This is a genomic window from Neotabrizicola shimadae, assembly GCF_019623905.1.
In the GTDB taxonomy this organism is placed as follows: Bacteria; Pseudomonadota; Alphaproteobacteria; order Rhodobacterales; family Rhodobacteraceae; genus Neotabrizicola; species Neotabrizicola shimadae.
The window spans coordinates 1,985,570-2,008,664 of record NZ_CP069370.1; the positions used below are offsets into that span (position 1 = coordinate 1,985,570).

Consider the following 23,095-nt stretch of genomic DNA (forward strand, 5'->3'; position numbering starts at 1 on the left):
CCGCGCATGGAATAACCGGCTTGGGCAAGTCGGGCATGGGGAATCAGGTGGGGCCAGTACCAGGGGCAGTCGCGGGCCAGCCGCGACCCAATCGCCACAGGCTGACGGCCGCGCTCGGACTGGTCCTGTCCCTCGCCGCTTGCGTCGCCACCACACCGCAGCCGCAGGTGCAGCAACCCGCGCGGCCCGTGACACCCACCCCCACGGCGCAGGCCTCTGCCGCCTCGCAAACGGCCAAGGCCTATTACGACCGTGTCCAGGCCGTCCTTCTGTCGCGCGGCCTGCTGCGAACCGATGGCGGCGGCCCGGACACGCCCTTCACCGACAGGATGCTGGCCGAAAACTTCATGACCATCGCGCTCTATGACGAATACGCGCGCGGCCCCACCGGCCCGGTCCAGCGCCAGACGCCCAGCCTGCTGCGCCGATGGGATCAGCCAGTGCGCGTGGGCCTGCGCTTTGGCGAATCGGTCACGCCGGCGGATCGCTCCACCGACACGGCGCGCATTTCCTCGTATCTTTCCCGCCTCTCGCGCCTGACCGGCCATCCGATCCGGCTTGACGATGCCAACCCGAATTTCTGGGTCTACATCGTGAACGAGGATGAGCGTCAGGCGCTCGCCCCCCAGATCCGCGCCGCCCTGCCCGGTCTGACCCCGGCCGAGGTCGCAGGCATCGTGGACATGCCGCTCTCGACCTATTGCCTGGTCTATGCGCTCTCGGGCAGCAAGACCGGCCCCGGCGTCTACAGCCAGGCCTTTGCGGTGATCCGGGCCGAACACCCCGATCTGATGCGGCTCTCCTGCATCCACGAGGAAATCGCGCAAGGTCTGGGCCTCGCCAACGACAGCCCCCGCGCCCGCCCCTCGATCTTCAACGACGATGAGGAATTCGCGCTGCTGACCAGCATGGACGAGATGATGCTGCGCATCCTCTACAACCCCGCGCTCCGCCCGGGCATGTCCGAAACCGAAGCCCGCCCCATCGTCTACTCCCTCGCCGCACAGATGGCGGGGCCGAGTTGAACCACGCCAACACCGCCACCGCCGCTCGAAAGGCTTGATCGCTCCCGGCCTCCGTCCTTCGGCAGTGCGCACGCCCGTGACATGGCGCGCACGAAACGTGGCGGGCCTCCCGCGAACCGCCTATAGTCCAGCACAAATGCCCGCAGCCGAGTCCGGACCAAAGGAGTAAGCCATGGTCTTCGATTTCCTCAAAGGCGAGTTCATCGACGTCATCTCCTGGCTCGACGACACGCGCGATACGATGGTCTGGCGCTTCGACCGCCATGGCCAGGCCATCAAGTACGGCGCCAAGCTCACCGTGCGCGAAGGCCAGTCCGCCGTCTTCATCCACGAGGGCCAGCTGGCCGATGTTTTCGGCCCCGGCCTCTACATGCTGGAAACCAACAACCTTCCCATCCTGACCACGCTGCAGCACTGGGACCACGGCTTCCAGTCGCCCTTCAAGTCCGAGGTCTATTTCGTCAACACCACGCGCTTCAATGACCTCAAATGGGGCACCAAGAACCCCATCATGCTGCGCGACCCCGAATTCGGCCCCCTGCGGCTCCGCGCCTTCGGCACCTATTCCATGCGCGTCTCGGACCCCGGCAAGTTCATGCTGGAAATCGTCGGCACCGATGGCGAGTTCACCTCGGACGAGATCTCGAACCAGATCCGCAACGTGATCCTGCAGGAAGCCAGCCGCGTCCTCGCCTCATCCGGCATCCCGGCCTTGGACATGGCCGCCAACACCCAGGATCTCGGCAAGCTGATCCTCGACCGCATCGCCCCCCAGATTGCCGACTACGGGCTGACCTTGCCCGAATTCTACATCGAGAACATCTCGCTGCCCGAAGAGGTGGAAAAGGTGCTCGACAAGCGCACCTCCACAGGCATCGCCGGGGACCTGTCGAAATACACCCAGTTCAACGCGGCCGAGGCGCTGTCTCAGCCCGGCGGCGCCGCGGGTTCTGCCATGGCCACCGGCCTTGGCGCGGCCATCGGCATGGGTATGGCACAACAGGCCGGCCCCTGGGGCGCCGCCCCCGCCCATGCCGCCCCGCCCCCGCCGCCGCCCCCCGCCGCTGATCCCGCCTGGCACATCGCCGAAAACGGCGCGACCAAGGGCCCCTTCCCGCAGTCGCAGCTTGCCGCCATGGCCACCGCGGGACAGATCACCCGCTCCACCATGGTCTGGACCGCCGGACAGGACGGCTGGAAACCCGCCGCCGAAACCGCCCTCGCCGCTCTCTTCCGCGATGTGCCGCCGCCCCCGCCGCCGCCCGGAGCCTGATCTTGACGGAAGCCCCGCGCCACTGGCCCTGCGAAAGCTGCGGGGCCGACCTCACCTTCGCGCCCGGCCAGGACAGCCTGAAGTGCCCCTTCTGCGGGCATGAGCAGGCCATCCCCAGGGCCAGCGCGAAGGCCCGCTCCACCGCCCTCACCGAACACGATCTCGCCCGCGGCCTCGCCGACGACCTGCCCCGCGGCGCGATGGAAGACATCCGCACCACCCGCTGCGGCAACTGCGGCGCCCAGGTGGAGTTTCAGGGCGAGACCTTCTCGCAGACCTGCCCCTTCTGCGCCTCCCCCGTGGTCGCCGAAAAGGGCAGTCACGCCCAGATCAAGCCCCAGGCCCTCATCCCCTTCGCCCTTACGGAGTCCGAGGCGCGCAAGCGCATGGTGGATTGGCTCGGCCGGCTGTGGTTCGCCCCCAACGGCCTTGTCGAATACGCCCGCAAGGGACGCGCGCTGAACGGCATCTACGTCCCCTTCTGGACCTTCGATGCCGACACCGCCAGCCGTTACCGCGGTGCGCGCGGCATCTATTACTACGAGACGCGCAACGTCACCGTCACCGTCAACGGCAAGCGCGAAACCCGGCAGGAACAGGTGCGCCACACGCGCTGGACCCCGGTTTCCGGCGGCGTCGCCCGCCGTTTCGACGATGTGCTGGAACTGGCCTCCACCAGCCTTCCGCCCCGGCTCGGCGCCGAACTCACCCCCTGGGATCTCTCCGCCCTCGTGCCCTACAGCCAGGACTACCTCGCCGGCTTCCGGGCCGAGGGCTATTCCATCGGCCTCGCCGATGCCAACAAGGCGGCCAAATCCCGCATGGCCCAGGTGATCCGCACCGATGTCGCCCGCGACATCGGCGGCGACGAACAGCGCATCGACAGCGTCGACACGCGCTGGTCGGACGAAACCTTCAAGCATATCCTCCTGCCGGTCTGGACCGCCGCCTACCGCTATGGCGGCAAGTCCTATGCCTTCCTGGTGAACGGCCAGACCGGCGAGGTGCAGGGCGAACGCCCCTACTCGGTGTGGAAGATCGCCTTCGCCGTGCTGCTCGCCCTCATCGTCGCCGGAACCGCGCTATATGTCGCCGACCGCAACGGCGCCTTCGACGACACGGGCTACTCCACCAGCTACTGATCCGCCGCGACTCGGCCGCGGCGGTCCGGCTCCGTGCAAGACCGCATTCTGATACCCGAAAGTATCACGCAGGGTCCGGTTCCCGCCGTCCCGGCGCAGAAAATGATCCCTTTCCTGCCAGAACTCCTGCCGGACCGGCCCGGTCGGGCAACGGCGTCTCAGATCACGACCCAAACATGATACTTGTCAGGAGCTCGATCTAGGCTCATCCTTCCTTCATGAGCCGAGGAGATTGACATGCCCACTCCGATCCACCCTGACACCGTCAAATCCATCCGCGCGCTCAAGCGCTGGACCCAGGAACAGCTGGCCGAAGCCACGCGCGGCAAGCACAAGGTTGGCCTCGCAACCATCAAGCGGATCGAAGGCACAAAGACCGGCAGCTACGAGGCAAATGATCGCGTCGCCGAAGGGCTGGCCCGCGCGCTTGGCGTCACCGTTCAGGCCCTGTCCACTCCCGGCGCCGCCCCGGCCGGACAGCAACCGCCGGCGCCCAAGCCGGGAATGCGCCAGCTCCGCACCATGATCGACGAAGAAACCACCCATGCTTTCCGCATGGTCGAACAGCTCTATGGCATCCCGCCACAGACCCAGATCGTGATGGCTCCGCTCTTCGCAGCCCTTCTCGCCGAAGCCAGCCTCGACTGGCGCCGTGACCGCGCCGAACGGATGCAGGCCGCCGCCCGCGAGGTTTCGTCCCTTGCCACCGGCCACCTTGCCGCCGCTCGGGCCTCGAACCAGGCGCTGAACTGCGCCGCCTGGGAACTGTCGCGCATCGCCAACCGCGACCTCTTCTGCGACGATGCCCCCGACGAAGCCTACGAACAGGGTTACGATCCCAACAAGGGAAATCCCTTCTCGGATTTCCTCGCCCATTTCATCCAGCAGATCGGTGCCCGGACCGTGGAAATCGCCCCCGGCGGCGGCTGGAAGACGCGCAAGGGCATGCCCCGCTATCGCATCGGGGCGGAAGCCGTGGCCCAGATCACCGCGCGCGACCCCGAGGCAAGCTATGCCCTCATGCGCGGCCATGTGCGCATGACCGATATTCCCGCCGAACTGATGGCGCCCGAACGGCTCGCCGACCGCAACGCCTGGCTCGCATCCCACCTCCCCGAGGCCGAGCGCGCCGAACTTCGCGCGCGCCGCGAAAGAACGGGCCGCGACCGGCCCTCGCCCCAGCCCGCCCGCCCCGCGCCCTCTGCGCCAAAGTCGTCCCACTCGCCGAAGGAACAGCCCGATGCGTGACCTTGTCCTCACCGGAAATGCCGAAAACCGGCTGCGTCAGCGCGGCTATCGCGGCACCGACATCGACCTCCTGTTGCAGGCCGCCACGCGGATCGCCGACGACGCCTTCTTCCTCAGCGACAAGGACGTCACGCGCGAAATCGAACAGCGCCGGCGCGAAATCCAGCAACTGGAACGCCTGCGCGGCACGCGCGTCGTGGTCGATGGACACAAGGTCGTCACGCTCGATCACGCCGGGCGCAAGTCGGCCCGATCCGACCGCGCGCGGCGGTGGGAAGACGCCTGACCCGGCTACTCCGCCGCCTGCGCCCCGGATGCTTCCGTCATGTGGTCCGCCAGCCAGGCCGCATCGTGCCACACCCCCCAGATGAAGGGCGAGGCGCGGCGTGTCAGCCAGGGAAGCCCCAGGAAATACAGGCCCGGCACTTCGGTGACGCCTCGGTCATGCCGCGGGCGGCCGTTCGGCTCGAAGATGTCCATCTTCACCCAGGCATAATCCAGCGCATAGCCCGTGGCCCAGATGATCGAGGTGATGCCCTCGGCCTTCAGGTCCAGCGACAGGATGGGATCGGTCACGCAGGCCGGGTCCGGCCCGATCACCTTTGCTTCCGGCTCTTCCGGCAGATCCAGCCCCATCCGGGCGGCATGGGCATCTGCCTCGGCCAGCACGGACAGGTAGTTCGCATCGCCCCGGCGGATGTTGTCGCCCAGATCCGGCGCGATGCTGATCCGCCCGTTGGCATAGGCCCCGGCGCGGCCCAGAAGCACCATGCCCCGTTCGGCCAGCCGCCGGAAATCCACCGTCTCGCCGCCATTGGCTCCGCTGACGGCGATGGTCACATGCTCCATGCCCGGCTCCTGTGCCTTGGCATCCCATTTGCCAAGCGCACCCAGCCACCACACGAAATCGCGCCCGCGATAGGCCCGCGGCGGCCGGTCATGCGGCCCGACCGACAGAAAGACCTTGCGCCCCGACCGCAGGATTTCATCCGCGATCTGCGATCCCGAAGACCCCGCCCCCACCACCAGCACCGCCCCCTCGGGCAGCTGGCCGGGGTTGCGATAGCCCTCGGAATGAAGCTGCATGATCCCGGCACTGTCGGGCACCACGGTCGGGATGATCGGCTTCTGGAACGGCCCCGTCGCCACCACCACCCGCGCAGCTTCGATGCGACCGTCCTTCGTCTCGGCGACGAACCCCTGCCCGCCCGGCGCGCGGGCCAGCGAGGTCACTTCCACCCCGCACCGGATCGGCGAGCAGATCTTCTCGGCGAAGGTCTCGAAATACTTCACGATCCGGTCCTTGCCGGCAAAGCTCGCGCCGTCGATGTCGTCGAACTCCATCGCCGGAAAGCGGTCGTGCCAGGCCGGTCCGTTCGCCACCAGCGAATCCCACCGGCTCGTGCGCCAGCGTTCGGCGATGCGGCTGCGCTCCAGCACCAGATGCGGCACGCCCCGTTCGCGCAGATGCGCGCTCATCGCCAGCCCCGCCTGCCCGCCGCCGATCACCAGCGTGTCGATCGTCTCCACCGCCATCGCGCATTCCCCGTCCGCCCCGGCCGCCTTGGCCGGATAGCCTCCGGTCTAGGGGCAAAGCTGATTCAGAGAAATCACGATTCGTCTCGGCAGGGATTAGGCAATCCCTAACCCACGCAGGCCTGCCCCCTGCCCAGAGGATCAGGGCGGGGGGTAAGGGACGCCTCGGACAATTCTTAAGTCCAAGTTAATACGCCCGCATAACGCATTGATTCCATTGCCTTCGAAAAGCGTCCGAGCTCGGACGCTCAGCCCAGCTTCTTCTTCATGCCCAGATGGCTCGGCTCATAGCCCAGCCTCTTGTAGAAGTCATGGGCCCGGACCCGGCTCTGGTCCGTGGTCAGCTGGATGATCCCCGCCCCCGACTCCCTCGCCCGCCGTTCGGCCTCGGCCATCAGCCGCGCCCCGATCCCCTGTCCCCGAAGGTCGCCTGCAACCCGCACCGCCTCGACCAGGGCCCGCCGAGCGCCGCCCCGGCTCAGGCCCGACAGGATGGTCAGCTGGAGGGTGGCCACCACCCGCCCGTCCAGCTCACCCACGATGAGGCTCTCCCGCGGGTTGGCCGCGATCTCGGCAAAGGCAGCCATGTAGGCCGCCATCGGCGCCCCCTCCCGCGCCCGCCCCAGATCGTCGTCGGCCAGCATCGCTATGATCGCCGGCACATCCGCCGCCACGGCCTCGCGGAATATCACCCGGCCGCCCTCACGAAGGCCGCGATCTGGCCAGCATCCTTCACCCCCGGCGCCGATTCCACGCCCGAGGCCGTGTCCACCTGCCGCGCCCCGGTCAGCCGCACCGCCTCGGCCACATTGGCCGCCGTCAGCCCGCCCGACAGCATCCAGGGCTTCAGCCACCGCCGCTGCGCCACCAGCCGCCAGTCGAAGGGCACGCCATTGCCCCCCGGCAGCGCCGCCCCCCTGGGCGGCTTCGCGTCGATCAGGATCTGGTCGGCCGCCAGGCTCATCTCCAGCAGCTGCCCCAGGTCGCCCTCGTCGGCAATCCCCACCGCCTTCATCACCGGCAGCCCATAGCGCGCCCGCACCTCCGCCACCCGCTCCGGCCCCTCGGTCCCGTGAAGCTGCAGCATGTCCAAGGGCATCGCCTCGACGATGCGGTCCAGCTCCTCATCCCCGGCATCCACCGTCAGCGCCACCTTGGCCAGCCCCGGCGGCGCCGCCAGCGCCAGCTCCCGCGCCACCGCGATGGGAACATACCGCGACGACCGGCCCACGAAGTTCAGCCCCATATAGGCCGCCCCGGCGCGCGCCACGGCCTCCACATCCGCGGCGGTCTTCACCCCGCAGATCTTCACACGGATCTCGCCCATCTCAGCCGGCCTTGCGACGGTCCAGAAGCGCCAGCACCTCGTCCTGCGGAGGCACCGAGGCCGAATCCCGCATGACCGCCAACTCGCGCTCCAGCTTGGAGACCTCGCGTGCCTTCACCGAAGCCGTGGTCCGGTGCTTCGATTCCCGCAGCCACTCCCACAGGAACCCCACCAGCACCCCCACCACGATGCCCAGGAAGATCAGCACGAAGACCGGCATCTGCAACGCCCAGTCCCCGCCCGCCAGCGTCGACATGCTTTCCGGCAGCGCCCGCACCACGACCGGCCCGCGGTTGGCCACCGCCACCAGCAGAAGCGCCAGCCCGAACAGGGCGATGACCAGATATCTCAAATAGCGCAGCATCACCCAAACCCTCCTGGTCCGGCCCCAACTATCGGCCGGCCGGCGCGCGGGCGCAAGCGGCTCACTTGCCGTTCAGGCGATCGCGCAGAAGCTTGCCGGTCTTGAAGAAGGGCACCTTCTTGTCGTCCACCTGCACCGACTCGCCGGTGCGCGGATTGCGCCCCACCCGGGCATCGCGCGCCTTCACCGAGAAGGCGCCGAACCCGCGCAGCTCCACCCGGTCGCCCCGCGCCAGCGCCTCGATGATTTCCTCGAAGACGGTGTTGACGATGCGCTCGACGTGGCGCTGCGTCAGGTGCGGATTCTCATCCGCGATCTTCTGGATCAGTTCCGAACGGATCATCCGGCAGTCCCCCCTGTGGTCGGCACCTGTCAGTACAGCCACGTTCTTGTTGGCCGGACTATAGGACAGGGAAACCTCCGCACACAAACGAAAATCGGACAGACCATCCCAAAGAGAAAGGCCCCGCCTGCCGGCGGGGCCTTCCATCACGAACCGGAAGTGGTCAGTTGCGGTCGCGCAGGGCCGCGCCCAGGATGTCGCCCAGCGACGCACCCGAATCGGACGAGCCGTATTGTTCCACGGCTTCCTTCTCTTCCGCGATCTCGCGCGCCTTGATCGACAGGCCCAGACGACGGGTCTTCGGGTCGATGTTGGTGACGCGAACGTCGATCTTGTCGCCCTTCTGGAACCGCTCGGGGCGCTGTTCGGCCCGGTCGCGCGACAGGTCGCTACGGCGGATGAACGACTTGGCACCGTTGTATTCCACCTCGATGCCGCCGTCCTCGATCGCCGTGACAGCCACGGTGATGATGCCGCCGCGCTTCACGCCATCCACCGCATCGGTGAAGGTGTCATCGCCAAGTGCCTTGATCGAAAGCGAGATACGCTCCTTCTCGACATCCACTTCGGACACCGCGGCCTTGACCACATCGCCCTTGCGGTAGTTCTGGATCGCGTCTTCGCCGCGCTGGTCCCAGGACAGGTCGGACAGGTGCACCATGCCGTCGATATCGCCGTCGAGGCCCACGAACAGACCGAATTCGGTGATGTTCTTGACTTCACCCTCGATCGCCGAGCCCACCGGATGGGTTTCCGCGAACACTTCCCACGGGTTGCGCTGCGTCTGCTTCAGGCCCAGGCTCACGCGGCGCTTGGCGCTGTCGATTTCCAGGACCATGACGTCGACCTCTTGCGAGGTGGAGACGATCTTGCCGGGGTGCACGTTCTTCTTGGTCCAGGACATTTCCGAGACGTGGACCAGGCCTTCGACGCCTGCTTCCAGTTCCACGAACGCACCGTAATCGGTGATGTTCGTGACGCGGCCCTTGTGGACCGAACCGATCGGATAGGCGCGCTCGACCGCATCCCACGGGTCGGCCTGAAGCTGCTTCATGCCCAGGCTGATGCGGTGGGTTTCCTTGTTGATCTTGATGACCTGAACCTTGACGGTCTCGCCGATCGACAGGATTTCCGACGGATGGTTGACGCGGCGCCAGGCCATGTCGGTCACGTGCAGCAGGCCGTCCACGCCGCCCAGGTCAACGAAGGCACCGTATTCGGTGATGTTCTTGACCACGCCGTCCACGACCTGACCCTCGTAGAGGTTCGAGATCACTTCGGCGCGCTGTTCGGCGCGGCTTTCTTCCAGGATGGCACGGCGCGACACGACGATGTTGCCGCGGCGGCGATCCATCTTCAGGATCTGGAAGGGCTGCTTCATGCCCATCAGCGGGCCCGCATCGCGCACGGGGCGCACGTCCACCTGCGAACCCGGCAGGAACGCCACGGCGCCGCCCAGGTCCACGGTGAAGCCACCCTTGACGCGGCCGAAGATCGCGCCTTCGACGCGGGTTTCGCTGGCATAGGCCTTTTCCAGGCGGTCCCAGGCTTCTTCGCGGCGGGCCTTCTCACGGCTCACCACGGCCTCGCCGCGGGCATTTTCCACGCGATCGAGATAGACCTCGACGGTGTCGCCCACGTTGATCGAGGGGGCTTCGCCGGGGTTCGCAAATTCCTTCAGGTCGACGCGGCCTTCCATCTTGTAGCCCACGTCGATGATGGCCTGGCCCGCCTCGATGGCGATGACCTTGCCCTTCACCACCGAACCTTCTTCGGGGGTGTCCATTTCGAAGCTTTCCTTCAGAAGGGCTTCGAATTCGTCCATGCTAGCTTTGGCGCACATATGCGATCAGTTCCTTTTCATGGTTTTCCGGCCTGGCGGTTGGCTCCGCCGGTCTTTCATGGCCCCGATGCGAAAAACCGCTCCGGCCCGGTGACCGGGGCGAAGGGTATTTCGTCAGGATGCGGTCCTATAAGCCCCGCGGGCGGAACAGGCAAGGAAAAGCCGCCGTTGCGGCCGCGCATCCGGCAGTTTCCCCAGCCCCGCAGGACGGCCGCTCCCTATCCCACGGGCGGCCATCCCTGCCCCACAAGATCCTGCCGGTTCAGCCGCAGGTCACCCGGGTGATGGTGCCATTGGCATCGGTCTCGATGTTCAGACGCGCCGGGTTGTAATCCATCGTCGCAACCCCGTTGGGCGGCAGGATCCGCACAGTCGCGGCCAGTTGGCTGGTATTGACCAGGCTGACCGGCGTACCGACCAGGTCATGCGTGGCGTTGGAGGTGCAGGTGCTCAGGTCCGGACGAGCCGGCTTTGGCTCCGGCGTCGTCGGCACACAGGCAGCAAGCCCACCGAAAAGCACAAGCATTGCAAGAGCCGGCTTCACTGACATCAAGGCACCATTCCGTTGCTTCGGTTGTCCAGACTCTCAGGATGCACCAGTTTCGCCCTGGCCGCATCAGAATCCGCACGAGGCCCGTCGCCTTTCTCGGCCCACGCCCCGACCCAAACCGTCCTCCTGACCATCACCCAGTGTCGCAAAGTATGAAGTCCAAGTTAATTGCGAATCGCAACTCATTGGAATCATTATACTCGATCAAGCGTCCGAGCTCGGACGCCCCGCTTTGCCCTCGTCCGCCCCCGGAAACCCCTTGACCCTTCCCCCGACCTGTGGCAACGCCCCGTCTTTGCAGCCTTACCAAGCATCAGGGGAACCCGAATGCCCAAACCCGAATGGGGCACCAAGCGCATCTGCCCGACCACCGGCAAGCGCTTCTACGACCTGAACCGCGTGCCGGTCGTCTCGCCCTATACCGGCGAAGTCGTGGACATCGAAAGCGCCCGCCGCAAGATGGTCGCCACCATCAGCCGCGTCGTGCCCGAGAAGGACGACGTCCTGGTCGACGACATCGAGGCCGATGACGACCTGATCGAAGCCGGCGTCGCCGACGATGCCGAGCTGGACGACGACCTCCTGGAAGACGACGACACCGACAACGTCTCGCTGGACGATCTGGCCGACGTTCCGGGCGGCGAAGAGGAAGTCTGACCCTTCGCGCGGGGCCGTGCATTTTCCCCCTTGCACCCCCCCGCGCCCTCCACTAGACACCCGGCATCGAAGCGGAAACGCTTTGAGACCTCCGGTGGGGCCATAGCTCAGTTGGGAGAGCGCTTGAATGGCATTCAAGAGGTCAGGGGTTCGACTCCCCTTGGCTCCACCAAAATACTCCTGAAGAACGACGCAGAGAGCCCCGCCCCCGGCGGGGCTTCTTCGTTGGGTCCGGCGGCCCGCTGCCAATGAAGAAGGGCGCACCGACCGGTGCGCCCTGCCCTCTGCCTTCGACGATCAGACCGCCTGCGGCGGCTTCTTGCCCAGGATGATCATCCCCAGGATGTCCTCGTCGGTCACGTCCTTCACGTTCACCGTCCCGACGCGCTGGCCGTTCTTCATCACCACCGCCCGGTCGCAGAGCTTCATCACGTTGTGGATGTCGTGCTCGATCAGGAAGATGCCGAGGCCCTGCTTCTTCAGCTCCTCGATCAGTTCGGCCACCATCTGCGTCTCGTGCGGGCCAAGCGCCGCTGTGGGCTCGTCCATGATCAGGATGCGAGCGTTGAAATAGACCGCCCGCGCGATGGCCACCGACTGCCGCTGCCCGCCCGACAGCGCGTTCACCGGCACGTTGAACTTGCGGAAGTTCGGGTTCAGCCGGTGCATGATCTTGCGCGTCTCGGCCTCCATCTTCGTCTCGTCCACGAAGCCAAGGCTGTTCACGATCTCGCGGCCGAGGAACAGGTTGGAGGCGGCGTCCAGATTGTCGGCCAGGGCCAGCGTCTGGTAGATTGTCTCGATGTTTAACGCCCGCGCATCGCGGGGATTGGCGATCTCGACCTTCTTGCCATCAATGAAGATTTCGCCCGCATCGGCCTGATAGGCGCCCGAGAGACATTTGATGAGTGTCGACTTGCCGGCGCCGTTGTGGCCCAGAAGGCCCACAACCTCGCCGGGGAACAGGTCCACCGTGACGTGATCGACGGCCTTGATGCCGCCGAAGGAAATCGAGATGTCCCGCATCTCGACCAGGGGGGTGCCGCGACCTTGGGTGCTCATTCGGAAATCCCCCTCACTTGATCCGCTTGCGGTAGACGATGTCCAGCCAGACTGCCAGAACCAGGGCCACACCAATCACGATGCGCTGGTACGAACCGTCGCCGAATCCGATCAGAACCATGCCGGTCTGCAGCGAGGTCAGGATCAGGGCGCCGATGATCGCGCCATAGATCGTGCCGACGCCGCCTGCCAGCGAGGTGCCGCCGACCACGGCGGCAGCGATGACGTAAAGCTCGTCCAGATTGCCCATGGCGTTGGTTGCGCTGTTCTGACGGGCGGCGCCAATCACGGCGGCGACGCCAGCCAGGCCGCCCATGAGCGTGAAGATCTTCACCGTCATGGCACGGGTGTTGATACCCGAGAGCGTCGCCGCCTCGGGGTTGCCGCCGATGGCAAAGACATAGCGACCGAAGCGGGTGCGGGTCATCAGGATCGTCATGACAATGGCCACGAAGATCATGATCAGCACCGGATAGGCGAAACCATGACCGAAGGTGGCGCAGACACCGGTATAGATGTCGCCGCCCTTCTGGGCGCAGGCCGGAACCTCCTGCCCGATGGAGGCGTAGTATTTCTGGATGTTGCCGATCGGCCAGATGTACGAGTTGACGATGGCGGTCGCACCGAGGATCACGCCGCAAACCAACGCGATGACGAAGGTTTCGGCCCAGACCGGCCGCATCGCAAAGCCGTGCTTCTGACGCGACTTGCGACCGTTGAGGAAGGCCCAGACCACGAAGACGCAGGCGATGACCGCAAAAATCCAGCTTCCGGTCTTGCCGAGGGCGCCGAAGGAGCCGCCCCCGATCAACGCGAAGGTATCGTCCAGCGGAGCGATGGTCTTGCCGCCCGCAACCAGGAAGGCAGCGCCGCGCCAGACCAGAAGGCCACCAAGGGTGACGATGAAGGATGGGATGGTGAGGTAGGCGATCAGCACCCCTTGAAAGGCGCCAATCAGCGCGCCCATGGCGATGCCGAAGATGACGGTAATGATCCAGATCGACGGATGGCCCAGGCCCAAGGCTGGCGTAAGATACTGAACCTGCAGCAGCCCCATGTACATGCCAACCATGCCCATGATCGAACCCACAGACAGGTCGATGTTCCGGGTGATGATGACAAGCACCATGCCGGTGGCCATGATGCCGATATAGGCCGTCTGGACCGACAGGTTCCACAGGTTGCGAGGGGTAAGGAAGCCATTGGCGTCGGACTGGCTGGCACCAAGCAGCATCGACGGCCGCCCCAGAACCAGGGCCGAGTAGGCTTCGAAGGCCAGCCAGATCAACAGCAGTGCACCGACCATGCCCACCAGGCGCGGGTCGATCTCGGTCGTCCGCAGGAAGCGCATGAAGGCGCTGTCGTTGGGCGCATTGGAGGTCGGAGGTTGGGGTGTGACGGTCATGTCCTCATCCAGCGTCAGGAGGGGTAGGCCGGTCGTCCGGGACGCGGCCAAGGCCGCCCGGGATCGCCATATCCGGCGATCTTCCACCCGCCATGGAATGAAACCGGCGCCGCCCCAGGGGGCGGCGCCGCAAGATCAGCCTCGATTACTGGCAGGCTGCCACGTCGGGCATCGCGCCTTCGCAGGCTTGTTCCTTGGTGATGTGGCCCGCGTCGATCGCGACAGCCAGCGTCTCCTTGGTGATCGGCGTCGGGTTCAGGAGGATGGCATTCATTTCCACGCCCTTCTCGCCGCCGGAGAACTTGGTCGCGCCAGGGATGGCATCGAGCGCAGTGCCGTCAGCCAGGGCCGAGGCGATTTCGCCAGCCGCCTTGCCCAGGTCACGCGCGTTCTTCCACACCGAGACGGTCTGGGTGCCGCGCGCCACACGGTTGATGGCGGCAAGGTCGCCGTCCTGGCCGCCGAGCGGCACGTTCAGGCCCTGGGCGGCCAGCGCGGCGGCAGCGCCACCGGCCATGCCGTCGTTCTGCGACAGCACCGCATCCACCGCATTGTTGTTCGCGGTCAGGATCTGTTCCATGTTCTTCTGCGCATTCTCGGGCTTCCAGCCGTCCGAATTCGCTTCGCCGACGATCACGATGTCGCCCGAGGCAACAGCGGCGCCGATGACTTCTTCCATGCCCTGACGCAGGAAGCCGACGTTCGGGTCACCGGGGTCGCCCTTGATGATGGCATAGTTGCCCTTCGGCGCGACCTTGAAGACTTCCGTCGCGATGATCCGACCGACGCCCACGTTGTCGAAGGTCAGGTAGAAGGTGCGGTTGTCTTCGATCAGGCGGTCATAGCCGACGACCGGAATGCCCTCCGCCGCGGCCTTCTCGATGGCCGGGGCGATGGCGTCCTTGTCCCAGGCGTTGATGACCAGCGCGTCCACGCCCTGGGCGATCAGCGCGTCGATGTCGCTGAGCTGCTTTTCGGCCGAGGACTGGGCGTCAGCCGAAATGTATTCGTTGCCGGCGGCTTCGATCGCGGCCTTCATGGCGGCCTCGTCGATCTTCCAGCGCTCTTCCTGGAACTGGGCCCAGGACACGCCGATCTTCTTGCCCTCGGCCATGGACATGCCTGCAGACAAGGCGACCACAGCGGTCGCCAGCAGAATGGCTTTCTTCATCAATCTTCCTCCCACGGAAACCGGCTTCTGGCGCCGGCTGGCGATTTTCGCCACGTGAACGGTTTAGCGGGATGATCCGCCACTTGTCAAAGCCTTCGCAGGCCCTGCCCGGAGTTCGGGCATCCGCGTGGCGGCTGCCGAAAACTGCGGCGGATCGATCCGCAAAATATTGATAATAAGATATTATCACCTCGCGCCCCTTTCAGCCGACTTCTGACCGTAGCAAGGTGTATCGTCGAAGGGGCGCGAGAAATTCGTTAGCGGTAACTCAGACGGCGAGCGCCAAGCCCTCCTGCCGCGCCGACTGTTCGGCCCGATCCAGCATCCGCTGCAGAACGGCCCCGCGCGCGAAGTCGGGCTCGGCCACGCCTTCGCCGCGGATCGCCGCGATGAAGCGCTGGTAGACGTTCGGCACCTCGGGGCAATCCACCGGTTCCCAGGTTCCGGTCAAAACATCGTCGCCCCGGCAGATCGAGAGGGACGAGACGTTCTTCTCCCAACCCACGGTGAGACCGCCCTTGTCACCATAGATGCGCAGGCGCAGGTCGTTCAGATGGCCGGTGGCAAAGCGTGTGGCCGCCACGGTGCCAAGCGCGCCGTTGGTCAGCCGCACCTGCATCGTGGCGCTGTCATTGGCGTCCAGCACATACTCGCCGATCTGCCCGCCTGGAGCCTTGTCAAATGTCTTGAGAAGGCAGGAGACCTGCACCGCATCCTGCCCGGCGATGAACGTGGCGAAATCGAGGATGTGGATGCCCACATCCCCCAGAACACCCTTGGAACCGTGCTTCGAGGACAGCCTCCAGAGCCATTGCGGCTCTTTCGACCATTCGCCCCACGCGGGTTGGGTCAGCCAGCTCTGAAGGTAGCTCGCCTCGAAATGGCGCACCGTCCCGATGGCACCCTCCCGCACCAGTTGCGCCGCCCTCTGCAAGGCTGCGACGTTGCGATAGCTGAGGTTGACCATGTTCACCACGCCGGCCCTTGCTGCCGCATCGGCCATCGCCGTGGCATCCGCCTCATTGGTGGCAAGCGGCTTTTCGCACAGCACATGCTTGCCCGCGGCAATCACTGGCATGGTCGTGGCGAAGTGTGCCGCATCCGGGGTCACGTTGGTTACGGCTTCGAACTCGCCCCAGGCCAAAGCCTCGTCAAGCGAGGCGAAGCCGCGCTCGATGCCATGCGCCTCGCAGAAGGCGGCGAGTTGAGCGGGCCGGGTATCCACGCCGCCCGCAAGGGTCACGCCAGGGATGGCCTTGAACTGCTCGGCATGGTTCTTCGCCATGCCGCCAGTGCCGATGATCAGGACGCGCACCGGTTTCGCCATCACCGCAGCCCCTCTTCGCCATCGTGATGCAGGCGCGGCCCGCGCTCCACGACCGGCTCAAGGGTCGAGCCCACCGGCACATTTGGCGCCTTGTTCGGGTCGGCGATGCGCGGCAGCGGGTTGTAGGCCCAGTTGACCGCATTTGCGATGACCTTCTGGACATTCGCGTCATGGTAGGTCGGATAGGTTTCGTGGCCCGGACGGAAGTAGAAGATGTTGCCCGCACCACGACGGTAAGTCAGACCAGACCGGAACACCTCGCCGCCCTGGAACCAGCTGACAAAGACGGTTTCCAGCGGCTCGGGCACGCCGAAGGGCTCGCCGTACATCTCTTCGTTTTCCAACTCGAAATGGTCCGGCAGGCCCCGGGTGATCGGATGGTGCCGGCTGGTCACCCAAAGCCGCTCACGCTCGCCCGCTTCGCGCCAGGTGAGGTTGCAGGGGGCCCCCATCAGGCGCTTGAACGGCTTCGAGAAATGCGCGGAATGCAGGAAGATCATGCCCATGCCGCCCCAGACGGCATCGCAGACCCGTTCCACAATCTTGTCGTCCACCGCGCCATGTGCGGCGTGGCCCCACCAGACGAGCACATCGGTTTCCGCAAGTCTTTCGGTGGACATGCCGTGTTCGGGGTCCTGCAGCACCACCGACGATGCCGAGATGCCGCCGGCCTTGTTCAGCGCTGCGGCAATCGTGTTGTGCATCCCGTCCGGATAGATGCCCGCAACGACCTTGTTCTTCTGTTCATGGACGTTTTCGCCCCAGACGGTGACACGGATGGTCATCGGCTTTGCTCCTGTTCGCTTCGTTTCCGACCGGCGCAATGCCGGTCCTTTCTTCAGATCAAGACGGCAAGGGCCTCATACGCTGCGAGGCCGATGCGTCCGCCCAACTCGTCGCGGCGCGGACCGGTGCGGATCAGTGGCATTCCCCTGCCCTGCATGGAAAGTGGAACATCCACCTCGACCGGAACGCCCGTGAAGTTCGCCAGCACGGCCAGTCGCTGGCTGTTGTGGTGGCGCACATAAGCCACCACGGCGGGATGATCTTCAAGCGCGGGCTCGTAGGCGCCATGGACGATGATCGGATATTCGCGCCGCAGTCGCGCAAGTGCCGCGTAATGCGCAAAGATACCTTGCGAGTCTGCCCGGTCCGCGGTCGCGTTGACGGTGACGTGGTTCCGATTCACCTCGATCCAGGGCGTTCCGGTTGTAAAGCCGGCTTGCGGCCCGGCAGACCATTGCATGGGCGTGCGGGCATTGTCGCGACCGTTCTCGTTGGCGCCGCGGATGAAGACGTCGGGGTCCACCCCCTCGGCGGTCTGGATGCGATAGAAGTTCAGTGTCTCCAGATCGCGGAACTGATCTATCCGGGTAAATGCCGCATTCGTCATGCCGATCTCTTCGCCCTGATAGATGTAAGGCGTACCCTTCATCAGGTGCAGCACGGTGGCCAGCATCTTTGCTGATGACACGCGACCGGCGCCGTCATCGCCATACTTCGACACCGCGCGGGGCAGGTCGTGGTTGCCCCAGAACAGTGAGTTCCAGCCGTCATGTTCCAGTGCCGTCTGCCAGCGGTTGAACACCCGTTTCAGCGCGACCAGGTCGAAGGGCCTGGGTTTCCACTTGCCGTAGACCGGGTCCCATTGCTGGCTGACGTGTTCGAACTGGAACACCATCGACAGTTCGCCCGAATAGCAACCGGAATAGAGGAGCGCATTTTCGGTCGTGGCGCTCCAGGCCTCGCCCACTGTCACCACATTTCGGCCCTTCAGAGTGGCCTCGTGCATCTCGCGGATGTGGTCGTGCAGCCTTGGTCCATCCGAAGTGATTCCCCTGTCGGGCTCCTTGCCGATCAGGTCGATCACGTCCATGCGGAACCCGGCTATCCCGCGGTCCAGCCACCAGTTCATCATGTCGTGCACGGCCTTCCGAAGGGCCGGATTGTCCCAGTTCAGGTCCGGCTGCTTTCGGTCGAAGAGGTGCAGGTAGTACTGGCCCGATGCCTCGTCCAGGGTCCAGGCCGGCCCGCCAAAGTAGCTCTGCAGATCGTTGGGCACGCCGCCGCCCGGAGCCGGGTCGCGCCACACATAGAAATCGCGAAACGGTGCATCCCGACCCTTCAGGGCGCTTTGGAACCAGGCGTGCTCGTCAGAGGAATGGTTCACCACCAGGTCCATGACGATGCCGATGCCGCGCTTGCCAGCCTCGGCGATCAACCGGTCCATGTCGGCCAGCGTGCCGAACTCGGGCGCGATGTCCTGGTAGTCCGAGATGTCGTAGCCATTGTCCGCCATCGGCGAGCGATAGACCGGGGACAGCCAGATGAAGCCCACACCGAGTTCGGCCAGGTAGTCCAGCTTGGTGAGGATGCCCGGAATGTCGCCGATCCCGTCACCATTTGAATCGCAGAAGCTGCGCGGATAGATCTGATAACCGGTGGCCGATTTCCACCAGTCAGGGTCTTTGCTGTAAGGGATCATGATCCTGGCCCGCGGCAAGGTCCGGTCGCGCCGGAGACAAACCGGGCGCGGTCTCCCGCGCCCGGACTGGGCGTCATCGCACCGGGCGGCCGTCCTTGCCGAAACGGTGCAGGTGTTCCATCATCGGCGCCAGCGTCACCTTGGACCCCAGCCCGATATGCGAGGTCTTGCCCGGCCGCCGCACGATCAGCGGCTCTTCAGACCCGACTTCGACGAAGATGAAGTGGTCGGAGCCAAGATCCTCGATATGGACCACTTCGCCCGTCCAGGGACCGTTCTCCGAAATCTCCACATGCTCGGACCGGATGCCGATGGTTTCAACGCCATAGGCCTCGGCGAACTTGCCGGTAAGGAAGTTCATCTTGGGGCTACCGATGAAGCCCGCCACGAAGATCGAGTTCGGGTGGTCATAAAGCTCGGCCGGGGTTCCCACCTGCTCCACCTTGCCGTCGCGCAGCACGCAGATGCGGTCGGCCAGCGTCATTGCCTCGACCTGGTCGTGGGTGACGTAGATCATCGTCACGTTCTGCATCGAATGGTGCAGCTTGGCGATTTCCAGACGGGTCTGCACCCGAAGGGCCGCATCCAGGTTCGACAGCGGCTCGTCGAACAGAAACACCCGCGGATCGCGCGTGATGGCCCGGCCAATGGCGACGCGCTGACGCTGACCGCCCGACAATTGCTTGGGCAGGCGGTCCAGAAGGTGTTCGATCTGCAACAGATTCGCCGCCGACCGTACGCGCTTGTCGATCTCTTCCTTGGTGGCATTCGCGAGCTTCATGCCGAAGGCCATATTGTCATAGACCTTCATGTGCGGGTAAAGGGCGTAGCTCTGGAACACCATGGCGATGCCGCGCTTCGATGGCACGAGGTTGTTCACCCTCTCGCCATCGAACAGCATGTCGCCAGTCGAGATCTCTTCCAGGCCCGAGATCAGCCGCAGAAGCGTGGACTTGCCACAGCCCGAGGGGCCGACGAAGACCATGAACTCACCCTTCTGGATGGTCAGGTCCACGCCCTTGATGACGTTCACGGCGCCATAGGACTTGGTGACGTTCTTCAGTTCGATCTTTGCCATGATGTCAGCCCTTCACGCCGCCGGCGGTCAGGCCCGCCACGATCTTGCGTTGGAAGATGAGAACGAGGATGACCAGTGGGACGGTCACGATGACCGAGGCCGCCATGATCGGACCCCAGGGGATTTCCTGTTGCGAGGCGCCCGACAGAAGCGCGATGGCCACCGGAACGGTGCGCTGCGTCTCGGACGAGGTGAAGGTCAGCGCGAAGAGGAACTCGTTCCAGGCGCCGATGAAGGCCAGAAGACCCGTCGTCACCAGCGCCGGCCACAGGAGTGGCATGAAAACCTGGGTGATGATCACCCAGGGGGTGGCCCCGTCCACGATCGCGGCTTCCTCGATCTCGACCGGCAGGTCGCGCATGAAGGTGGTGAGGATCCAGACGGTGAAGGGCAGCGTGAAGATCGTGTACGACAGGATCATTGCCCAAGGCGTGTTGAAGATGCCCAGGAACTTGATCAATTCGAACAGGCCAGCCAGCACAGCAATCTGCGGGAACATCGACACGGCCAGGATCATCAGAAGCAGTGTCGCCCGGCCGCGGAACCGCACCCGCGCCAGGGCGTAGGAGGCGGTGACCGCAAGAAACAACGCGAAGGCCACCGTAACAGATGCGATGAACAGCGAGTTCAGGACCGAGCGCACGAAGTTGCGCCCGCCCAAGACCGTCTCGTAGTTTGCCCAGTTGAAGTTCTGCGGCCAGTAGTTGACCTGGAAGAGCTGGGTGCCGGTCGCAAAGGACGTCACGATGGCATAGTAGAACGGGAAGACCGAGAACACGACGATGATCACGACCATCGCGTAAAGCCCGATCTGGGCAAGCAGCTTGTTCTGGGTCATTTCGCGCTCTCCCCGGACAGGTCCACCCGGCCAAGCCAGATGTAGAGGCTCACGAAGACGGCAAGGATCGCGAAGAGCAGCGTGGACTGTGCGGCGCCGTAGGCGAACTTGTCGAAATCGATCATGTTCTCGCGGCTGATCACCGACATCGTCTTTGTCGCCTTCGAGTTCGGCGTCAGCACATAGACCAGATCGAAGATGCGCAGGGCGTCCAGCATCCGGAAAATGACGGCGACCATCACGGCGGGTCGGATCAGCGGCAGCGTCACCTTGAAGAAGACCTTAACCGGGTTGATGCCGTCCAGCTTGGCCGCCTCGTAGATATCGCGCGGTACCATTTGCAGTCCGGCAAGGATCAGCAGCGCCATGAAGGGCGTGGTCTTCCAGATGTCCACCATCAGGACGGCATACATCGCGGTGTCGATGTTGGCGGTCCATGCGATCTTCTGGTCAATCAAACCCAGGCTCAGCAGCATGTCGTTGATGATGCCGAACTGGTCATTCAGCATCCAGGCCCACATCTTTGCCGAAACGATCGTCGGAATGGCCCAAGGGATCAGGATGGCAGCCCGCACAAGGCCCCTGCCCTTGAACTCGGCGTTCAGCACCAGCGCCACGATGAGGCCCAGCACCGTTTCGAAGAAGACCGAGACGACCGAAAAACGCACTGTGTTCCAGACCGCGTTCCACCATGCAGGGTCAACGAGAGTTCCGCGCCAGACGACCTTGCCAGACGAAAGCGTACGCATCGACAGATAGTTGTCGAAGCCGATGAACTCGCCACCGTAGAGGTTGTTCAGCGAAGTGTTGGTCAGCGAAAACCAGATCGTGCGCAGAAGTGGCCAGGCGGCCACGCAAAGAAGCGCAACAAGCATGGGCGCAATGAACCAGAAAGCCGCGCGCTGACGCTGCTGCAACAGGCTCAGGCCCGTATCGGAGGATGCCATCGAGGACTCCCTGAACGGCCCCGCGAGGCGAGGCGGACACGACGGGCGGGCGGCGGCAGGCCGCCCGCCCCAGGGTGAGGTCGGTCAGAGGGCAGGGCTTACCAGCCCGAGCCCTTCAGGTCGGTCAGGTCGACTTCCAGCATTTCCAGGTTCTCGGCAGCGGTGCCGTCACCCGACAAGGTGTTGTGCACGGCCGACCAGAACTTGGACGACACTTCGTTGTACTTGCCCTTGGTCGGCGCCGAGGGACGCGGCACGGCCTGCAGGAAGACGTCCTTCCAGCGCGGGATGATCGGCTGCTGCGCGGCGATATCGGCATCGTCATAGAGCGCGACGATGGTCGGCAGGTTCGATTCCGCCAGGGCGCGCTGCTTCTGCGCTTCGGGGCCGGCCAGGTACATCGCGAGCGAGATCGCCGCTTCCTGGTTCTTCGAGTACTTCGAGACCGCCACGTTCCAGCCACCCAGGGTGGCCGCCGAGGTGTTGTCGCCGCCGCCGGTCGGCAGCGTCACCACGTCGAACTTGCCCTTCACCGCCGAGTCGTCGCCATTACCCAGACCATAGGCATAGGGCCAGTTGCGCATGAACACGGCATTGCCGGTCTGCCACACGCCACGGGCTTCCTCTTCCTGGTAGGAGAGCACGCCCTCCGGCGAGATGGTGCCAACCCAGGACTTCGCCATTTCGATCGCCTTGGCCGCATTCTCGTTGTTCACCGAGATGGTGCCATCGGGCTCGACGATCTGGCCGCCGCCATAGGACTTGATCCACTCCAGCGCGTTGCAGGTCAGGCCTTCATAGGCGTTGCCCTGCCAGACGAAGCCCCAGATGTCCGGGTTGCCGGCCGCGCGCTCGGCGTCCTGGATTTCCTTGGCGGTGGCCGACAGTTCTTCCCAGGTCTTCGGCGGGGTCTTGCCGTACTTGTCCAGCAGGTCCTTGCGGTAATAGAGCGCCGGCGCGTCGGTGAAGATCGGCAGGGCGACGAGCTTGCCGTCCACCGTCTGCGACTCGATGATCGACGGGAAGTGGGTCGGCGCCAGGTCCTTTGCCACTTCGGACAGGTCGACGAAATGGTCGGCAAGCTGCGGCGCCCAGATCACGTCGGTCTGGTACAAGTCGATGTCCGAGGTGCCGGCGGCAAGCCAAAGACGATACTGGCCGAACTGGTCGCTGGTCGAAGCGGGCATCGGAACCAGCGTCACGGTGTTGCCGGTCGCCTCTTCCCACGGCTTCACCAGCGTCTTGAAGTTCTCTACCGCATTGCCCACGGCACCCGAGACATAGAACAGTTCGGCAGCCATAGCCGGAGCGCCGAGCGCCGCCATGACAGCACCAAACGCGGCCGAGCGCAGGGCGCGGCCCTTGATCATGGACATGGATTTCCTCCTCGTTGATGTCCTGGCGCCCGCTCCCAGGCGCCTCCTCCCACAAAACGACTCGACCATAAGTGGGTCCCGAGGCGTTTGGCGAAAAC

The 23,095-nt window shown here is 64.9% G+C and carries 23 protein-coding genes and 1 tRNA gene; 7 read left to right on the forward strand and 17 right to left on the reverse strand.

The window, feature by feature from the left end; genetic code table 11:
• Window positions 1–47 precede the first annotated feature (47 nt).
• From JO391_RS09585 to JO391_RS09605, 5 genes are all read left to right on the forward strand, one after another.
• Window positions 48–1,025: a DUF2927 domain-containing protein gene (locus tag JO391_RS09585; RefSeq protein ID WP_259444872.1), complete on the forward strand. Its 978-nt coding sequence runs from the start codon at window positions 48–50 to the stop codon at window positions 1,023–1,025.
• A gap of 172 nt (window positions 1,026–1,197) precedes the next feature.
• Entirely contained in the window at window positions 1,198–2,298 is a 1,101-nt protein-coding gene (locus JO391_RS09590) for an SPFH domain-containing protein (RefSeq protein WP_220664306.1), read from the forward strand.
• Window positions 2,299–2,300: 2 nt separating this feature from the next.
• A complete protein-coding gene (locus tag JO391_RS09595) occupies window positions 2,301–3,440 on the forward strand; it encodes a TFIIB-type zinc ribbon-containing protein (protein WP_220664307.1) in 1,140 nt (379 codons plus the stop codon).
• Window positions 3,441–3,677: 237 nt separating this feature from the next.
• Window positions 3,678–4,688, forward strand: a complete 1,011-nt coding sequence (locus JO391_RS09600) for a helix-turn-helix transcriptional regulator (RefSeq protein ID WP_220664308.1) — start codon at window positions 3,678–3,680, stop codon at window positions 4,686–4,688.
• Entirely contained in the window at window positions 4,681–4,974 is a 294-nt protein-coding gene (locus tag JO391_RS09605; protein WP_220664309.1) for a hypothetical protein, read from the forward strand. The genes JO391_RS09600 and JO391_RS09605 overlap by 8 nt, the downstream gene beginning before the upstream one ends.
• A gap of 5 nt (window positions 4,975–4,979) precedes the next feature.
• Here the strand turns inward: JO391_RS09605 and JO391_RS09610 are convergent, their stop codons facing one another.
• The 7 genes from JO391_RS09610 to JO391_RS09640 form a co-directional block, all read right to left on the reverse strand.
• The gene (locus JO391_RS09610; protein ID WP_220664310.1) at window positions 4,980–6,224 is read right to left on the reverse strand and encodes a flavin-containing monooxygenase; all 1,245 of its coding nucleotides are present in this window, start codon (window positions 6,222–6,224) and stop codon (window positions 4,980–4,982) included.
• 248 nt (window positions 6,225–6,472) lie between these two features.
• Entirely contained in the window at window positions 6,473–6,868 is a 396-nt protein-coding gene (locus JO391_RS09615) for a GNAT family N-acetyltransferase (protein WP_220664516.1), read from the reverse strand.
• 44 nt (window positions 6,869–6,912) lie between these two features.
• Window positions 6,913–7,551: a phosphoribosylanthranilate isomerase gene (locus JO391_RS09620; RefSeq protein ID WP_220664311.1), complete on the reverse strand. Its 639-nt coding sequence runs from the start codon at window positions 7,549–7,551 to the stop codon at window positions 6,913–6,915.
• Between the two features lies 1 nt (window position 7,552).
• The gene (locus JO391_RS09625) at window positions 7,553–7,915 is read right to left on the reverse strand and encodes a LapA family protein (protein WP_220664312.1); all 363 of its coding nucleotides are present in this window, start codon (window positions 7,913–7,915) and stop codon (window positions 7,553–7,555) included.
• 61 nt (window positions 7,916–7,976) lie between these two features.
• Window positions 7,977–8,258, reverse strand: coding sequence for an integration host factor subunit beta (ihfB, locus tag JO391_RS09630; RefSeq protein ID WP_220664313.1), 282 nt, complete (start codon window positions 8,256–8,258; stop codon window positions 7,977–7,979).
• Between the two features lie 163 nt (window positions 8,259–8,421).
• On the reverse strand, window positions 8,422–10,101 hold the full coding sequence (gene rpsA / locus JO391_RS09635) for a 30S ribosomal protein S1 (protein ID WP_220664314.1): 1,680 nt from the start codon (window positions 10,099–10,101) through the stop codon (window positions 8,422–8,424).
• A 262-nt stretch (window positions 10,102–10,363) separates the two neighbouring features.
• Entirely contained in the window at window positions 10,364–10,627 is a 264-nt protein-coding gene (locus tag JO391_RS09640; protein WP_220664315.1) for an I78 family peptidase inhibitor, read from the reverse strand.
• A gap of 351 nt (window positions 10,628–10,978) precedes the next feature.
• Here JO391_RS09640 and JO391_RS09645 point away from each other — a divergent pair, with 351 nt between their 5' ends.
• Both JO391_RS09645 and JO391_RS09650 read left to right on the forward strand, forming a co-directional pair.
• Window positions 10,979–11,308, forward strand: coding sequence for a TIGR02300 family protein (locus JO391_RS09645; protein WP_220664316.1), 330 nt, complete (start codon window positions 10,979–10,981; stop codon window positions 11,306–11,308).
• Window positions 11,309–11,404: 96 nt separating this feature from the next.
• Window positions 11,405–11,480: transfer RNA gene (locus JO391_RS09650), tRNA-Ala, on the forward strand.
• Window positions 11,481–11,605: 125 nt separating this feature from the next.
• Here the strand turns inward: JO391_RS09650 and JO391_RS09655 are convergent.
• From JO391_RS09655 to JO391_RS09700, 10 genes are all read right to left on the reverse strand, one after another.
• Window positions 11,606–12,370, reverse strand: coding sequence for an ATP-binding cassette domain-containing protein (locus tag JO391_RS09655; protein ID WP_220664317.1), 765 nt, complete (start codon window positions 12,368–12,370; stop codon window positions 11,606–11,608).
• 13 nt (window positions 12,371–12,383) lie between these two features.
• Entirely contained in the window at window positions 12,384–13,775 is a 1,392-nt protein-coding gene (locus tag JO391_RS09660; protein ID WP_220664318.1) for a sugar ABC transporter permease, read from the reverse strand.
• A gap of 145 nt (window positions 13,776–13,920) precedes the next feature.
• On the reverse strand, window positions 13,921–14,946 hold the full coding sequence (locus JO391_RS09665) for a substrate-binding domain-containing protein (RefSeq protein WP_220664319.1): 1,026 nt from the start codon (window positions 14,944–14,946) through the stop codon (window positions 13,921–13,923).
• A 268-nt stretch (window positions 14,947–15,214) separates the two neighbouring features.
• Window positions 15,215–16,273 (reverse strand): Gfo/Idh/MocA family protein, encoded by a 1,059-nt coding sequence (locus JO391_RS09670; RefSeq protein WP_220664320.1) that lies wholly within the window; start codon window positions 16,271–16,273, stop codon window positions 15,215–15,217.
• Window positions 16,273–17,058 carry a ThuA domain-containing protein gene (locus JO391_RS09675; RefSeq protein WP_220664321.1) on the reverse strand — a complete coding sequence of 262 codons (786 nt, stop codon included), beginning with the start codon at window positions 17,056–17,058 and terminating at the stop codon, window positions 16,273–16,275. The genes JO391_RS09670 and JO391_RS09675 overlap by 1 nt, the downstream gene beginning before the upstream one ends.
• A 53-nt stretch (window positions 17,059–17,111) precedes the next feature.
• On the reverse strand, window positions 17,112–18,758 hold the full coding sequence (locus tag JO391_RS09680; protein ID WP_220664322.1) for a glycoside hydrolase family 13 protein: 1,647 nt from the start codon (window positions 18,756–18,758) through the stop codon (window positions 17,112–17,114).
• Window positions 18,759–18,831: 73 nt separating this feature from the next.
• Complete coding sequence (locus tag JO391_RS09685) at window positions 18,832–19,836, reverse strand: ABC transporter ATP-binding protein (protein WP_220664323.1); 1,005 nt, start codon at window positions 19,834–19,836, stop codon at window positions 18,832–18,834.
• Between the two features lie 4 nt (window positions 19,837–19,840).
• Window positions 19,841–20,674, reverse strand: a complete 834-nt coding sequence (locus JO391_RS09690; protein WP_220664324.1) for a carbohydrate ABC transporter permease — start codon at window positions 20,672–20,674, stop codon at window positions 19,841–19,843.
• Window positions 20,671–21,621, reverse strand: a complete 951-nt coding sequence (locus JO391_RS09695; protein WP_220664325.1) for a carbohydrate ABC transporter permease — start codon at window positions 21,619–21,621, stop codon at window positions 20,671–20,673. Before JO391_RS09695 ends, JO391_RS09690 begins: the two co-directional genes overlap by 4 nt.
• A gap of 98 nt (window positions 21,622–21,719) precedes the next feature.
• Window positions 21,720–22,997 (reverse strand): ABC transporter substrate-binding protein, encoded by a 1,278-nt coding sequence (locus JO391_RS09700; protein WP_220664326.1) that lies wholly within the window; start codon window positions 22,995–22,997, stop codon window positions 21,720–21,722.
• Between the last annotated feature and the right edge of the window lie 98 nt (window positions 22,998–23,095).